Source organism: Enterococcus sp. AMC1252, assembly GCF_058216515.1.
The window spans coordinates 3,711,049-3,725,134 of record NZ_CM177097.1; the positions used below are offsets into that span (position 1 = coordinate 3,711,049).

General features: G+C 35.2%; 16 protein-coding genes. 4 read left to right on the top strand and 12 right to left on the bottom strand.

From position 1 onward, the window contains the following. Positions 1 to 401 precede the first annotated feature (401 nt). The 8 genes from AC4BB5_RS17470 to rplM form a co-directional block, all read right to left on the bottom strand. On the bottom strand, positions 402 to 1,106 hold the full coding sequence (locus AC4BB5_RS17470) for a hypothetical protein (protein ID WP_490457327.1): 705 nt from the start codon (positions 1,104 to 1,106) through the stop codon (positions 402 to 404). After that, a complete protein-coding gene (locus tag AC4BB5_RS17475) occupies positions 1,099 to 1,530 on the bottom strand; it encodes a hypothetical protein (RefSeq protein ID WP_490457328.1) in 432 nt (143 codons plus the stop codon). Before AC4BB5_RS17475 ends, AC4BB5_RS17470 begins: the two co-directional genes overlap by 8 nt. 318 nt (positions 1,531 to 1,848) lie before the next feature. After that, positions 1,849 to 2,289 (bottom strand): DUF4279 domain-containing protein, encoded by a 441-nt coding sequence (locus AC4BB5_RS17480; protein WP_206837766.1) that lies wholly within the window; start codon positions 2,287 to 2,289, stop codon positions 1,849 to 1,851. 12 nt (positions 2,290 to 2,301) lie between these two features. Then, positions 2,302 to 3,561: a T7SS effector LXG polymorphic toxin gene (locus tag AC4BB5_RS17485; protein ID WP_490457329.1), complete on the bottom strand. Its 1,260-nt coding sequence runs from the start codon at positions 3,559 to 3,561 to the stop codon at positions 2,302 to 2,304. Further along, positions 3,545 to 3,904, bottom strand: a complete 360-nt coding sequence (locus AC4BB5_RS17490; RefSeq protein ID WP_490457330.1) for a hypothetical protein — start codon at positions 3,902 to 3,904, stop codon at positions 3,545 to 3,547. Before AC4BB5_RS17490 ends, AC4BB5_RS17485 begins: the two co-directional genes overlap by 17 nt. A gap of 10 nt (positions 3,905 to 3,914) precedes the next feature. Next, positions 3,915 to 4,199, bottom strand: a complete 285-nt coding sequence (locus tag AC4BB5_RS17495; protein WP_490457331.1) for a hypothetical protein — start codon at positions 4,197 to 4,199, stop codon at positions 3,915 to 3,917. 532 nt (positions 4,200 to 4,731) lie between these two features. Continuing rightward, positions 4,732 to 5,124 (bottom strand): 30S ribosomal protein S9, encoded by a 393-nt coding sequence (gene rpsI, locus AC4BB5_RS17500; protein WP_010762225.1) that lies wholly within the window; start codon positions 5,122 to 5,124, stop codon positions 4,732 to 4,734. 13 nt (positions 5,125 to 5,137) lie between these two features. Then, positions 5,138 to 5,584, bottom strand: a complete 447-nt coding sequence (rplM, locus tag AC4BB5_RS17505; protein ID WP_303393681.1) for a 50S ribosomal protein L13 — start codon at positions 5,582 to 5,584, stop codon at positions 5,138 to 5,140. 363 nt (positions 5,585 to 5,947) lie between these two features. Between rplM and AC4BB5_RS17510 the strand changes: the two genes are divergently transcribed. Beyond that, a complete protein-coding gene (locus tag AC4BB5_RS17510; RefSeq protein ID WP_490457332.1) occupies positions 5,948 to 7,150 on the top strand; it encodes an argininosuccinate synthase in 1,203 nt (400 codons plus the stop codon). 290 nt (positions 7,151 to 7,440) lie between these two features. Continuing rightward, positions 7,441 to 8,826: an argininosuccinate lyase gene (gene argH / locus AC4BB5_RS17515; RefSeq protein ID WP_490457333.1), complete on the top strand. Its 1,386-nt coding sequence runs from the start codon at positions 7,441 to 7,443 to the stop codon at positions 8,824 to 8,826. 54 nt (positions 8,827 to 8,880) lie between these two features. On the opposite strand, the gene AC4BB5_RS17520 is transcribed toward argH, so the two are convergent. The 3 genes from AC4BB5_RS17520 to AC4BB5_RS17530 all read right to left on the bottom strand — a co-directional run bounded on the left by AC4BB5_RS17520 (position 8,881) and on the right by AC4BB5_RS17530 (position 11,818). After that, entirely contained in the window at positions 8,881 to 9,369 is a 489-nt protein-coding gene (locus tag AC4BB5_RS17520; RefSeq protein WP_490457334.1) for a Dps family protein, read from the bottom strand. A 120-nt stretch (positions 9,370 to 9,489) separates the two neighbouring features. Continuing rightward, the gene (locus AC4BB5_RS17525) at positions 9,490 to 10,227 is read right to left on the bottom strand and encodes a DUF5105 domain-containing protein (RefSeq protein ID WP_490457335.1); all 738 of its coding nucleotides are present in this window, start codon (positions 10,225 to 10,227) and stop codon (positions 9,490 to 9,492) included. A gap of 61 nt (positions 10,228 to 10,288) precedes the next feature. Continuing rightward, the gene (locus AC4BB5_RS17530; RefSeq protein ID WP_490457336.1) at positions 10,289 to 11,818 is read right to left on the bottom strand and encodes a gluconokinase; all 1,530 of its coding nucleotides are present in this window, start codon (positions 11,816 to 11,818) and stop codon (positions 10,289 to 10,291) included. Between the two features lie 102 nt (positions 11,819 to 11,920). Here AC4BB5_RS17530 and AC4BB5_RS17535 point away from each other — a divergent pair, with 102 nt between their 5' ends. Next, entirely contained in the window at positions 11,921 to 12,607 is a 687-nt protein-coding gene (locus AC4BB5_RS17535; protein ID WP_490457337.1) for a prepilin peptidase, read from the top strand. Positions 12,608 to 12,652: 45 nt separating this feature from the next. Here AC4BB5_RS17535 and msrA read toward each other — a convergent pair whose 3' ends face one another. After that, positions 12,653 to 13,186, bottom strand: coding sequence for a peptide-methionine (S)-S-oxide reductase MsrA (msrA, locus tag AC4BB5_RS17540; protein ID WP_490457338.1), 534 nt, complete (start codon positions 13,184 to 13,186; stop codon positions 12,653 to 12,655). A gap of 134 nt (positions 13,187 to 13,320) precedes the next feature. On the opposite strand from msrA, the gene AC4BB5_RS17545 reads away from it, so the two are divergent. Continuing rightward, positions 13,321 to 14,040, top strand: a complete 720-nt coding sequence (locus tag AC4BB5_RS17545) for a glucosamine-6-phosphate deaminase (RefSeq protein ID WP_490457339.1) — start codon at positions 13,321 to 13,323, stop codon at positions 14,038 to 14,040. Positions 14,041 to 14,086: the final 46 nt, after the last annotated feature.

Sequence of the window (14,086 nt, forward strand, 5' to 3'; positions counted from 1 at the left end):
CTATTCGTCAGTAGAGTGGTTTTTGTGTTTTATAAAAAAAAACAAATGCATAACACTATTAAAATGATTTCAACATAGCTAAAATATTTTCTAACTGTTCGCTTTCTAACGATACTAATTTTTTATTAATTTCTTTTAAGTAATAATCTTTCGTCTTTGTTTCATTAAGAAACTCATTTACTGGGATATCTAAATAATCACAAATAATATACAGCATTTGAATAGATTGAAAAGTTAAAAACAAGACCAAAAGTTAGAATATAACCTTGCTATTTTACTAGATTCTGAAGGTAACATCTTCACAAAAAAAGGCTATAGTCACTATGATTTACTAACCTAGTGGCTATAGCCTTTTTTGATGGTTATTTTTTGTTCAGATTTTATTCATTAATTCACTGACCCTAAGTTAAACTCACAAATCTCATCACTTCAAGACCTAGAACATTACTTGAATAATCTTCCCTACCTTTTTTTGTAAATTCAATACTATAGTTCTCTATAATTTCCCAATCAACAGTATTTTCCATAATAATTTCTTCCATATCTTTAACCAGTTTTTTTCTGACTACAAAAACATAATCTAATTTGATTAAATGATCTACAATTTCTCTAATTTTTTTCTCCCCAATGATCTTCCCACTATCAACCAAATTAATATCTCCAAAAGAAATATCAGTTAATAACGACTGAACCACATCTAAAACTTTCCTATCATAAAAAACTTCTTTAGATACTATTGTTAAACAATAATCCGATTGAGAAGAGTAAATAGCAATCAGTGATTCTGATAATTCGTCAAGTTCTATAGTTGTTTCGTTTTTTTGAGGATACCACACTAAGTTTTCATTAATTTCAATATCTGGAATAGACCATTCTGTATCTACATGTGCATCTAGTAAAGCTTCTTTAGTTCCTGTATCTATTTCTGTTTCTGATGAGATTTGGCATTCTATAAATTGTTCACTCTTTAAATTCACAACAAAACTATTAATTAAAGATATTAGTTCTCTATAAGTAAATATATCTTTATTCAACACATCATCTGCAGATATCCGCTTACTACTTTTCTTTTTTACTTTTTCTAAAAAATTAGCAACATTATACATACGACACCTCATTTTCTACTAAATTAAGGCATCTAATGAATCCATCTTCAACAGGATAAGAAACAATATAATTTTCAATACCTTCTATTTGATTTGAATGATTAATCTTATGACAATTCGTCCAAGAATCCTTTGGAAATTTTTCCCCTATAAAAAATTCTGGTGGAGTTAAGGTAGCATCTACCAAATTCCAAAAATTTTCTCCCCAGATTTGCATTTTTTTCGATTGCCCACATTGTATTTTTATCATTATTTTTATTTTGTCGAACCCTTGAGCATTTAGTTTTTTTCTCATTTCCTTCATAACCATTAAACAGTCTTTATAATCAAATGTCGTTTTATTTATAAAAAAGTCTATGTGGCCTGAATAAACTTCATTAGAACTATCTTGCCACTCTGCAATAAATTTATCTATATTTTCCATGTTATTACTCCCTCATATTAAGGTAGTTTCCAACCTATATCTTGTAACCATTTTAATATCTTTTTAGTCAGTTTAGGTGGCTGACCACTAGAATTATGCCCCCATGAACCATCTCTTTTTACCCCTTTTGGTGATTTTACTAGTCATTACCATTACAAAAAAATTTTCTAGAGCATCTAAATGTCATACTTTAAACTATAAAAATAGACACAGATAAACTTCTCTTTTATCTAATGCCTATTTATATCATATTTTATAAACTAAATGAGCTTTTCTTTTCATTTTGCTATCAAAATATTCCTTAATCATGCAGTAATGCTAACTTTCAGAATCTTCTTCATAGGTAATAATATCAAAACTTATTTCAGCATTAATATCACTTAGAAAATGAATCATCGGTGTGTCTACTACCATTGCTGGAAAATCGCCATCATAACAATCTATTGATAACACTACAGCATATTTAATTTGTTCATCATTAGCCATTTTTTTCAGAATACTAGTTTTAGGTTTAAATTTACTTAGTATCTCCTGATATGCTAAAGTAAAATCATACATTTCTTCGAACGTTTTACTATAGCACCAATTATGTCTTGGTTTATATTCATCGGGTAGATTAGGATTATTTTTTATTGCATCCGGCCAATCATCTTTAGTTCTAACTTTTGTTGGTTGTATCTCTAGTTTTTGTGTCATATTTTCTAAGTTAAAATCTTTACCATCAGCAACCAAGCTAATTTTTATTTTTGGTAATTTCATAAGTTCCTCCATCTATTTTATAAAGAAATGTCCAGTTTCTATAATTACATTCCCTCGCTGTGATTTTAAAAGAATTTGTCCTGTAACCGTATCATATAAAATATCAAATTTTGAGACTGCATTTTCACCCACAAACGATTCCTTAAAATCATGAGCATCATCATATCCTTGTTTTTTTGCTTGTTTATTAGCAGCTTTATTTCCATCTATTTTCTTTAAACTACGTTGCTCTCCTGCCCCTCCTTTAGAAGCAAAATTACTCGTAGTTAACCCATTAATACCATCGACAGTTAAAGTAACACCAGCGGTCGTAACAACTACACCTTCTGTCACTATCACACCATCCACAAGGATTCCCACACCACCTGTAGCTAATGTCACAACGGCACAACCGCCAATCGTTCCAATTATACCAGTGATTGTTGTTACCACACCCAAAGTTGTTTTAACAACATTCCCTACAATATCCAAAAATTGAGCAACCGCATCTATGCTTCGATCAAGCCAACTTTCTTTCATCGCTTCTGTTAGTTGTGCTGTTAGCTTCTCATCTTTTACACCATTTGTATAAACAACATAGACAACATTTCCAGCATCATCTAATTCCGTCACCGTTTCAACACGACTTTTTGGTTGGCTATCATTATATCCTTTTAAATTTTTAAACCATTGTTGATTACCATAGTCAACAATTCTATATCCGTCTCTTGGATTAAGAAAATTTGCTAGATTGCCTAATTGTACTAATCCTGTGTTTACATCACTAATCAAACTAGATAATTCCGAATAATGAGAGGCATGACTAGATTCAAAAGCTTGATATTTCTGTAAAATCTCAATATCTTCTTTAATAGGATCAATGCTCTGTTGTTTAAAAAATTCACCCAATACTGGAACATTCTTCATTGACTTAGCTAAATCACTCATTAAATTAGTATATTCATTTTGAGCAGTTTGTAAATCTCTAAGCAATCCTTCCAAATCGTCTGTGTTTAATACTTCATCTGTCTTGCCAACTTCACCAACAAAATCTGTTAAATAGCTATTTAAACTGTTGTCCATCTCATAATAAACGTTGAATAGTGCTTTGTCTATCTCTTGATACGCTTGGAGATGGCTCACAGTTGAAACCCAGCCAACACCTAATAAATTTCTATTCCCTGCTAACCCATCTATTGAACTTGTCACAGAATTAAAACTGCCCACAGCATTTAAACGTTCCGAACTAATACTACTTTTTACATCACTTAGTTCCTCATACATTATTTTCATCGGAGTCCTCCTTTCTAGTTTCTTCATATAGTAATTCAGCTTTTTCGTAAACTGCTTTTCTATCCGTCAGTTCGTCTTCAATTTCTTCATCGGCAATAGAAAAAACCTTTGCAAATTCTCTTTGCTTTTCTTCCAGTTCATCTAATTTTTGATAGACTTGTTTTTCTGAATCTGTCCCTTTAGAATAATGTAGGACACGTTCCCATATCTCTTTTTGTCGGTTGATTGCTTTTTGACACTCTTCATAAGCAAATGGAATCTCTCCAGTTTTCTTTTTCAAACTGTTGAAATCTTCTTCTGCTTCCTCTACTTTCAGACGCAAGCTAAATAAATTTTTATCCATCTATTCCACCTCATGCTTGCATCGTTGTTGATATGCTATCTTTTATTTTTTTATCCGTTTCTTCAATTGCATTATGTACAGCTTGAACATTTCTTACCTCTGTGATTAAACACGTTTTATAGGTATTAATTGTTTGTTGAAAAGAAGTCATTAAAGTTTTCAACTCATTTGTTGCCGGACTTGTAGACGTATTAATGCTATTTGTTGGCTTAAAATCAATACTTCCCTTTGCAACTAAAATATCCGCAGCAAATTTAGCAACTGCATTTCCATCTGTACTGACCGTTTCTCCCATTTTTCACACTCCTATTAATTATTACCGTTAACAATTAAACAGTCATAATAATTATAACATCATTGGATAGCTAGTAAACCCGACAAATAAAAAAATATACCTTACTAAAAAAAGATCGAGAATAAAAATAGCGAAAAAATATTACTCTATAAAAATCGTTCAAGAACCTTTGCAATTAATAAAAAATAGAGAGTTCCTCACATCCGTTCTCAAGACTTAAGACAAACATTTGTTTCAGATTTACTAAATCAAGGAATCAATGGTTTAATTATTAAATTTCTTTTTGATTATGCAGAAACTGCTAACAGGATTAGAAAGGTTTAGGGACATACAAATGAACAAACAAAAATTGACACAATCAAACGCATGGAAGAATATAGACAAACCAACCTCTTAACCAAATCAAAAAAGACACTTTCCAAAAATTTGGAAAGTGTCTTGAAACATTGTAATTGAATGGTACTCAATTTCTTGCGAAATCTCCGCCCCATATTGTATTCGTAAGCGAATAAATTCGCAACGACTCCAACAATTAACGTTTTGAGAATTGTGAAGCTTTACGGGCTTTTTTAAGACCTGGTTTTTTACGTTCTACCATACGGGCATCACGAGTAAGAAGTCCAGCGCGTTTTAAAGCAGCACGGAAATCAGGATCTACTTCTAATAATGCACGAGCGATTCCGTGACGGATCGCACCTGATTGACCAGAGTAGCCTCCACCATTAACGTTTACCATTACATCATAAGCGCCTTTAGTTTCTGTTACGCCAAATGGTTGGTTGATAACTTCACGCAAGTCAGCGTGTGGAATATATTCTTCAACATCTTTTTTGTTTACAGTAATTTTACCAGTACCAGGTACTAAACGTACGCGGGCAACTGCATTTTTACGACGGCCAGTGCCGATATATTGTACTTGAGCCAATGAATTTCCCTCCTTAAATTAGGTTAGTAATATCTAATACTTCTGGTTGTTGTGCAGCATGTGGATGCTCAGCTCCACCGTATACGTTTAACTTAGTAAATTGTTTACGGCCTAAAGTGTTTTTAGGAAGCATACCTTTTACAGAAGTCTCGATTAAACGACGAGAGTTTTTATCGCGTAATTCACCAGCAGTAACAGATTTCAACCCACCTGGGTATTGGCTGTGACGGTAGTAAATTTTATCACTTGCTTTGTTACCAGTTAATTTGATTTTATCAGCATTAATTACAATTACGAAATCTCCAGTATCCACATGTGGTGTGAATGTTGGTTTATTTTTTCCACGTAAGATAGAAGCAACTACAGTTGAAAGACGTCCCATTGGGATATCTGTTGCATCTACTACATACCATTTACGTTCTACTTCGCCAGATTTGGCCATATATGTTGTACGCACGATTCTTTCCTCCAATTTTCTATTCGATGTTTGACATTCACTTGAGTTTCCGGGGCTCATTGTGGGGCAAACAATACCATTTAACATATTACCTTCTATCGCTAGTAAAGTCAATGAATTTCTAATGTTTTTCCTATATTTTTCTTACTAGTTCCCCTTATGAAAAAAATAAGCTCCTTCACAAAATATAAAACAGCAAAATTTGCGTAATGTATATTACGTGATCTTTTAAATTCAAAATGCATATTATTCCTAAAATATTATTATTAATGTATATTTATTTGCAAAAAGTGTTGATTTTTGTATTTTCAAGTGATATGATGAGAACAATCAAAAAAGACAATTAGAAAATAAGGAGTGTTACTCATGAAAGAAAAAGTTGTTTTAGCCTATTCTGGAGGACTAGATACCTCTGTTGCTGTCAAATGGTTAGCAGATGAAGGCTATGATGTAATTGCTTGCTGTTTAGATGTCGGTGAAAAGAAAGATTTGGATTTTATCAAAAATAAAGCTTTAGAAGTTGGTGCTTCTGCTTCTTATACGATTGATGCTAAGGAAGAATTTGCACAGGAATTTGCTTTGATTGCATTACAAGGTCATACCTTTTATGAGCAATCTTATCCACTAGTATCGGCTTTATCCCGCCCGCTGATTGCTAAGAAATTAGTAGAATTAGCTCATGAAACTGGCGCAACCACAATCGCTCATGGCTGTACAGGAAAAGGGAATGATCAAGTCCGTTTTGAAGTCGCGATCAACGCCCTTGCACCTGAGCTTAATGTGATTGCCCCAGTTCGTGAATGGAAATGGTCACGTGAAGAAGAAATCAATTATGCCAAAGAAAAAGGTATACCCGTCCCCGCAGACTTAGACAATCCTTATTCTGTCGACCAAAACCTTTGGGGCCGTGCCAATGAATGTGGCATTTTAGAAGATCCCTGGGCAACACCTCCAGAAGGTGCTTATGAATTAACTGCTAGTTTAGAGAATGCACCAGATGAAGCGGATATTATTGAATTAACTTTTGTTGAAGGCGTTCCTACAGCAATCAATGGAAAAGAAATGCTGTTATCCGATTTAATTTTGGACTTGAATGATTTAGCTGGTAAGCACGGCATTGGTCGAATCGATCATGTGGAAAACCGCCTTGTTGGGATCAAATCACGGGAAGTCTATGAATGTCCAGCAGCGATTACACTCATGACTGCGCATAAAGAGTTGGAAGATTTGACCTTTGTTCGTGAAGTAGCTCATTTCAAACCAATCATTGAAAATCAATTATCACAAATCATTTATAACGGATTATGGTTCAACCCGTTGACTGACGCTTTGATTGCTTTCTTAAAATCTACCCAAAAATACGTAAATGGCACAGTACGAGTAAAACTATTCAAAGGCCATGCTGTCGTTCAAGGTCGTAAGTCCGAAAACAGCTTATATAACGAAAACTTAGCGACTTATACTTCTGCGGATACCTTTGATCAAGATGCTGCTGTTGGATTTATCAAATTATGGGGTCTTCCAACCAAAGTCAACGCAGAAGTTCAAGCATCGCTGCACAAAAAATAATCAGTAATACTCTTATTTTTTCTAGGTTGAATCTTTACGTGAGTTAACTTTTTCATTGTTGTAAATAAGGTTATCCGATTCACCTATTTCAAATGACTTATCCAAGGAGAATTTCTTTTTGGTCTGCGGATCGAAATAAGGAAATCGATACGTCTTCATTTTAGTTTCAAGGAATCAGAATAAATGGTTGGCACTGAAGTCGCTCCTCTTATTTCTTCGGAACGAAACACTTCTGTCCCAACCTTCTTTCTTATCACAATGAATAATAATACATAAATGAGGTGTGTAGCATGGAAAAATTATGGGGCGGACGTTTTGAAGGAAAAAGCGAAGCATGGATTGATGCGTTCGGTGCATCGATTCCTTTTGATCAAAAACTAGCCAAACAAGATATTATCGGGAGCTTAGCTCATGTACAAATGTTGGCTAAGACAGGGATTTTAACGGCAGATGAAGCCGAACAAATCAGTTTAGGACTTACGACGATTCAAGAAAAACTGTTTGCTGGTGAACTGACATTCAGTATAGAAAACGAAGATATTCATTTAAATATTGAAAAATTGTTACATGATGAAATCGGTCCAGTTGCTGGGAAATTGCATACAGGCCGCAGTAGAAATGATCAAGTTGCTACAGACATGCATCTTTATTTAAAGGAAATCGTTCAAGAAGTAATTGGCAAGATCCACTTATTCCGCCAGGTTTTAGTCCACAAAGCCGAAGATAATATCGAAACCATCATGCCTGGCTACACCCATTTACAACATGCGCAACCAATCTCCTTTGCCCACCATATGATGGCTTATTACGGTATGTTGACACGTGATCAAGAACGTTTTTCTGAAAGTTTGAAGCGAATCGACATTTCGCCCTTGGGCTGTGCGGCTCTTGCCGGCACAACTTTTCCAATTGATCGTGCCTATTCAGCAGAATTACTAGGCTTTTCTTCGATCTATGAAAATAGTCTAGACGGCGTGAGTGATCGGGACTTTATTTTAGAATTCCTTAGCAATAGTTCCATTCTAATGATGCACCTTTCTCGATTTTGCGAAGAAATTATTTTATGGTGCAGTCATGAGTTTCAATTTGTTGAATTAACAGATACTTTTTCTACAGGCAGCTCAATCATGCCCCAGAAGAAGAATCCTGATATGGCAGAATTGATTCGAGGAAAGTCGGGTCGCGTATACGGCAATTTATTCAGCCTTCTAACGGTTTTAAAAGGATTGCCGCTAGCTTACAACAAAGACCTTCAAGAAGACAAAGAGGGCATGTTTGATACGTCTCATACAGTTTTAACTAGTTTAGAGATCATGGCTGGCATGGTAGAGACGATGAAACTGAATCAAGAGATCATGGAAAAGTCCACTGAAAAAGATTTTTCAAATGCAACAGAACTAGCAGACTATCTAGCAAGCAAAGGGATGCCATTTAGACAAGCTCATGAAGTTGTTGGAAAGTTAGTCTTAGACTGTACAAAACAAGGCATTTATTTACAAGATGTTTCATTAGATCAATATCAAGAAATTACATCTTTGATTCAATCTGATATTTACCAAACCTTATCATCAAAAACAGCTATTGAGCGTCGGCATTCGTATGGCGGGACTGGATTTGATCAAGTGAGATCCGCAATTGAACGCAGTAAGCGAAAACTAGAACGCGAAGAAATTTAAAAAAGCTTCTGAAAGATAGCGTGCCATCTTTCAGAAGCTTTTAACTTTTTTTGATTAACGAGTTTTTGCACGTGAATCTGCATCAATACCAGGTGCTTTACCTAATTTTGCTTGCAACATCCAAATGTTTTTCTCGATGTCTGTTTTGTTTGCAATAAAGATATCTTGTGTAGAATCATCGCCCTCTTCACCAGAAACGTCGATTCCTTTTTGGTATAAGTCAGCTAAATAGCGGTAGCCTTCCACCAATTTTTCCATACGTTCAGGAATTGTACGTTCGTATGTGCCGATTTCATCTGAAATACCTGTATGATCAGCAAATTCTTGTAATGTTGAGTAAGGAGCGCCATCTAATGTGATTAAACGTTCAGATACTACATCTAACTGGTCATTGATTTGATCCATATATTCGTCCATTTTAGGGTGTAATGTCAAGAATTCTGGGCCACGCATATACCAGTGAGTTTGGTGGATTACCACTGAGAACTGGCTTAAATCTGCAACTAGTTGGTTCAACACTTCTTTAGTTTGTTCAAATTTCATTATACATCATCCTCCTAAATTTTTATCTACATACAATTGTAGTACGAAATCATGAAAAAGTACACTAAAATCTCCATTTTTATAATTTTTCTCATTTAATAATAATTATAAACTAAATCATTAATTACTATTCGGTATCGGTACAGTATCCAATGAATCAATAATTTCTTTGGCCACCTCATTCAATGCTTCTTCTAATTCTTTGTTCATCGTGTTCATATCTTTTGATCCAGAAATGAATGCCATAAATAAATTAGAAACTGCTGTTTTTTGATTTTTTGGCACAAACCATTTTCCTTTTTCCTTCTCCAAATGCAATGTCATTTCAACTGGGTCTGTTTTGATTTTGATTGCTTTGACTCGTTCTTCTAGAATAGAAAAAGTTGCATCCAGTGTTTTTTGCTCGTCTTTCGCTATTTCTGGATTTGCTAATGTATCTTTGACTAGTTGTCGAGTCATCTCCTGCATGGCACTCACTAAATCTAGCCCCGTTACATAATAAAAAATGGTGGCACCCGTTTTTGTCTCATCTATTTTAACGATTTTATAGGTTGCTTTTTCCCTTGCCTGCTGTAAAAGTTCGTTTGTTAAATGATCTGCTTGTTTTTCTGGAACTTTTGCTCCTGTAGATGACAATCCTTTAGCGAAATTTTCTTCAAACGTTTTACTATTTTCATCTAGTTCTTTACCAACTTGTTCACCATCACGAAACTCTTTGGCAAACTTACTCTCTTCTTTTTGATACACCAAACGATCAACAAACAACGCACCCGCATCTTCTGCCGAGATACCTCTAGAACCACAGCTTGTCAGCAGAAGGCCGACTAAAAGCAACGAGGTGATCCATAACTTTTTCATTTCCTTTCCTCCGTTCTCTTACTACTAGTAAAACAAGTTCAATGTTATTTGTCAAAAAAATTTATTCTAGATCTGCTCTTAATTTCGCTAATTGATGGTAACTAGCGGATAACTGTTGTTGTGTTGTTAGGAAAAGCGGATAAATTTGTTGATAGATTTGATTGTTTTCGCTATTAGGTTCGACTATCTCATAAATTTCCACTTGCTCACTCGCCGTTTCCAAATCAGTCATTTCACCTAGACTTTGCCATCCTAAGATCACAGCACCTAATGCTGAAGCTTCTACACTTTCTGTTAACGAAAGCTTATGACCTAGAACATCTGCCATCACATTTTTGAATACTTCTGAATCCGCAAATCCTCCTGTAGCCCGAATTTCTTTTACTGCTCCACCTAGCTCTTCCAGTTCCATTAAAATACGCTTCAAATTCAAACAAATTCCTTCGATCACTGCACGCATCATTAATTTATCATCATGATTTCTTTTTAAACCAACGAAACTGCCCGTAGCTTCTGCATTCCACAACGGTGCACGTTCCCCTAACAAATAAGGTTGAAATAGCAATCCTTTAGCCCCAGCAGGTGTCCCCTTCACAAGAGCCATCACAGCATCATAGGGATTTTCCCCAGCTTTACGAGCTTCAGCTTGGACTTCTTTCAATAAGTTTTCACAAGCCCAATCAAAAATTCCAGCGCCATTACTTGTTGCGCCTCCGATCACCCAATGCGTTTCATCTAATACACAACAAAAAGTCTCTGCCTGCGGATGAGTTTGAGGCTGACCTACGATATACCGTAAAGCACCACTCGTTCCAACTGTCAATGTAGCTGTTCCTTTCGTCACAGCCCCTAAGCCTAAATTAGATAATGGACCATCTGCTCCGCCCAACACAAAAATCGTTTGTGCTGTCAAACCTAACTGTTCTACCCACTCATCTTTTAATCCAGATACTTGGTGAGTTGGTCTTACTAATAATGGTAATTGATCAATCGTAATGCCCATCTCTGTCAAAGCAGATTGATCCCAAGTCAAATCATGGATATTCAAAAAACCAGTTCCCGAAGCCGTACTTATATCTGTAATATATTGATCGAATAACCGATAAAAAACATACTCTTTTATTCCGATAAACTTCTCTGCTTGCTTGTAAATCTCTGGAAATTCTTCTTTTAGCCAACGAATCTTATGAAAAGGGGTCATTGGGTGCATTGGTAATCCGGTATTTTGATAAATGTTTTTTCCTAAAGCAGTATCTCTTAGCTCTTCTGCGTATTTCTCCGCACGATTATCCGCCCATGTGACGACTCTTGTCAGCGGCTGATGATTTTTATCCATAACAATCAGCCCATGCATCGCAGTCGAAAAAGACACAACTGAAATTTCTAGCGGCTGTACTTTAGCCACTACTTGTCCGATACAAGTAAGCACTGCCTGAAATATCTGCTCTACATCTTGCTCTGCCATTCCTTCTGTTTCCTGGATGAGTGAATAACGTACATAAGCAGAGGTCTGAACTGTCCCATCCTCCCTAAAGGCAACAGCCTTTGTTTGTGTCGTACCAATATCTACACCGATTGCTATTTTTTCCATCTTCTCGCCTCATTTCTCACTTTCATTATTCCTAATAAAAAAAGAATTGTCTAGTTAAAAAAGAATCTATTTGCGTATTTATACTATGAATGGAGGTTTTATATGTCGATCATTTATTTTGTTTTGGGTAGTGTGGTAGGTTCATTTCTTTGTTTAGTTGCTGAACGAATCCCCCTTGGGAAATCTATCTTATTTCCTGCGTCTCATTGTTCTCATTGCAAAACGAAGTTAAAATTTTTTGAAATGATTCCAGTTATTTCTATTATTTTTCTACGTTTCCAATGCCGCCATTGTAGGCATAAACTATCTTTCGTTTATTTTTACAGTGAAATAATTTGTGGATTTCTTTGCACTTTTTTAACATTGAAATCTGTCTACCCATTGTACTCTCTTTGTTTTTTATTTACAGCGGTGACCTTATCTTTAACAGATATTTTTTATTTGATCGTTGAGCCTAGAATTTTTTATCCACTAGCTATTTTACTATGTATTTGGCACCTTTATTTAGCCTGGCCATTTTATTTTTTTACAAGTGGGATTTTTTTCTTAAGTCTCCATGGATTAAATTATATTTTACCTGGTTCAGTAGGCGGTGGAGATATCATCCTATTAACTTTATGGGGTGCACTTTTAGGAAGTGAGTCACTTATCCTTTTACTATTCTGTGCTAGTAGTAGCGGATTACTTTTTATTTTATTTTCCCAATATGCTTTAAAGAAACAAATATGTCAACTTCCCTTTGTACCTTTTTTAAGCCTTGGTCTGTTTGTTGTATTTTTATGCAAATGAATAAGGAGACAAAAGAACACACCACTTTCGTCTCACTTCTTCCTATTATTTATTTTTCCAGTTCTTTCGAATAAAGCCAGCGCGTCCAGAGCCTTCCCTATATAGATTGTAGTGTACACTATGCTTTTTATAGTAATCTTGGTGATAGTCTTCTGCTGGATAAAAAGGTTTAGCAGGTTCAATTTTTGTAACGATTGGCTGAGTAAAATGACCACTTGCTTGTAATGCCACTTTCGATTTTTCTGCGATTTCTTTTTGAAATTCATTTACATAAAAGATAACAGGTCGATACGAGTCACCACGATCAGCAAATTGTCCTAACGCATCTGTTGGATCTGTTTGTTGCCAATACGTTTCCACTAATTTTTCGTATGAAATGATTGTCGGGTCATAGGTTATTTCAACAGCCTCCGTATGACCTGTTGTTCCCGTTGTCACTTGTTCATAGGTTGGATTTTCAACATGCCCACCAGTATATCCTGACACGACAGAGATAATGCCTGGTTGAGTGTCAAATGGTTTTACCATACACCAAAAACAACCGCCAGCAAAAATTGCTTTTTCGTAATTGTGTTCCATGATTACTTCACCTCTTCTTTTTCTCTATCATAAGCCGAATAAAAAAATAATGATATTGATTTGCCTAAAAAATCCATTGACATGGGATGGTTCCCATATGATAAGTTAAACAAAAAGAAGGAGCTGTTTAAAAATTGAAAATCATTATTGAAGAAAACTATGAAAAAATGAGTCGTGTAGCTGCAAATATCCTATTAGGAAAAATGTACCAACAAAAACGAGTTAACTTAGCAATAACCGCTGGCTCAACTCCAGTTAAAATGTATGAATACTTAGTTGCTGATGTCAAAAACAAATCTTATCTTGCTAATGTTCATTATTACAACTTCGATGAAATCCCGTTCAAACAGAAAAAAGGGTATGGTGTAACGATGACAAATCTCAATAACCTCTTCTTTAAACCAGCCGAAATTCCTGAGAACCAGATTCACCCATTAGATGAATCTAACTACAAATCACAAGATAAAAGACTTGAACAAGATGGTGGGTTAGACTTAATTTTATTAGGTATTGGAGCAGATGGTCATTATTGTGGAAACTTACCTGGAACAACTAAATTTGAAGATTTAACTTCTTATGTGGGTGAAGATGCTACTGAGAATATGAAAGATATCTTGTTAAGCGAGGTAGGCGGTGACGAAAATGAGCGTCCAGGCTTTTACGTGACTATGGGACCAAAAAGTGTGATGCAGGCAAAGGAAATTGTGCTCTTTGCTACAGGAAAGAAAAAAGCCGCTACCATCAAACGCGCTTTCTTTGGTCCAGTTACAAATGAAGTCCCCGCTTCCTTACTACAAACACACCCAAACTTAACGATTATTTTAGATCAAGAAGCAGCAGCAGAACTTCATTAATTAAAAAAAGGCTTGAAATCAATTGATTTCAAGCCTTTTTGTTCGC

Coding starts and splice junctions, on each gene's coding strand:
- AC4BB5_RS17495 (WP_490457331.1), bottom strand. CDS start 4,199: ATGGGAGAAACGGTCAGTACAGATGGAAATGCAGTTGCTAAATTTGCT.
- argH (WP_490457333.1), top strand. CDS start 7,441: ATGGAAAAATTATGGGGCGGACGTTTTGAAGGAAAAAGCGAAGCATGG.
- AC4BB5_RS17525 (WP_490457335.1), bottom strand. CDS start 10,227: ATGAAAAAGTTATGGATCACCTCGTTGCTTTTAGTCGGCCTTCTGCTG.
- msrA (WP_490457338.1), bottom strand. CDS start 13,186: ATGGAACACAATTACGAAAAAGCAATTTTTGCTGGCGGTTGTTTTTGG.
- AC4BB5_RS17470 (WP_490457327.1), bottom strand. CDS start 1,106: ATGTATAATGTTGCTAATTTTTTAGAAAAAGTAAAAAAGAAAAGTAGT.
- AC4BB5_RS17480 (WP_206837766.1), bottom strand. CDS start 2,289: ATGAAATTACCAAAAATAAAAATTAGCTTGGTTGCTGATGGTAAAGAT.
- AC4BB5_RS17475 (WP_490457328.1), bottom strand. CDS start 1,530: ATGGAAAATATAGATAAATTTATTGCAGAGTGGCAAGATAGTTCTAAT.
- AC4BB5_RS17535 (WP_490457337.1), top strand. CDS start 11,921: ATGTCGATCATTTATTTTGTTTTGGGTAGTGTGGTAGGTTCATTTCTT.
- AC4BB5_RS17485 (WP_490457329.1), bottom strand. CDS start 3,561: ATGAAAATAATGTATGAGGAACTAAGTGATGTAAAAAGTAGTATTAGT.
- AC4BB5_RS17530 (WP_490457336.1), bottom strand. CDS start 11,818: ATGGAAAAAATAGCAATCGGTGTAGATATTGGTACGACACAAACAAAG.
- AC4BB5_RS17490 (WP_490457330.1), bottom strand. CDS start 3,904: ATGGATAAAAATTTATTTAGCTTGCGTCTGAAAGTAGAGGAAGCAGAA.
- AC4BB5_RS17520 (WP_490457334.1), bottom strand. CDS start 9,369: ATGAAATTTGAACAAACTAAAGAAGTGTTGAACCAACTAGTTGCAGAT.
- AC4BB5_RS17510 (WP_490457332.1), top strand. CDS start 5,948: ATGAAAGAAAAAGTTGTTTTAGCCTATTCTGGAGGACTAGATACCTCT.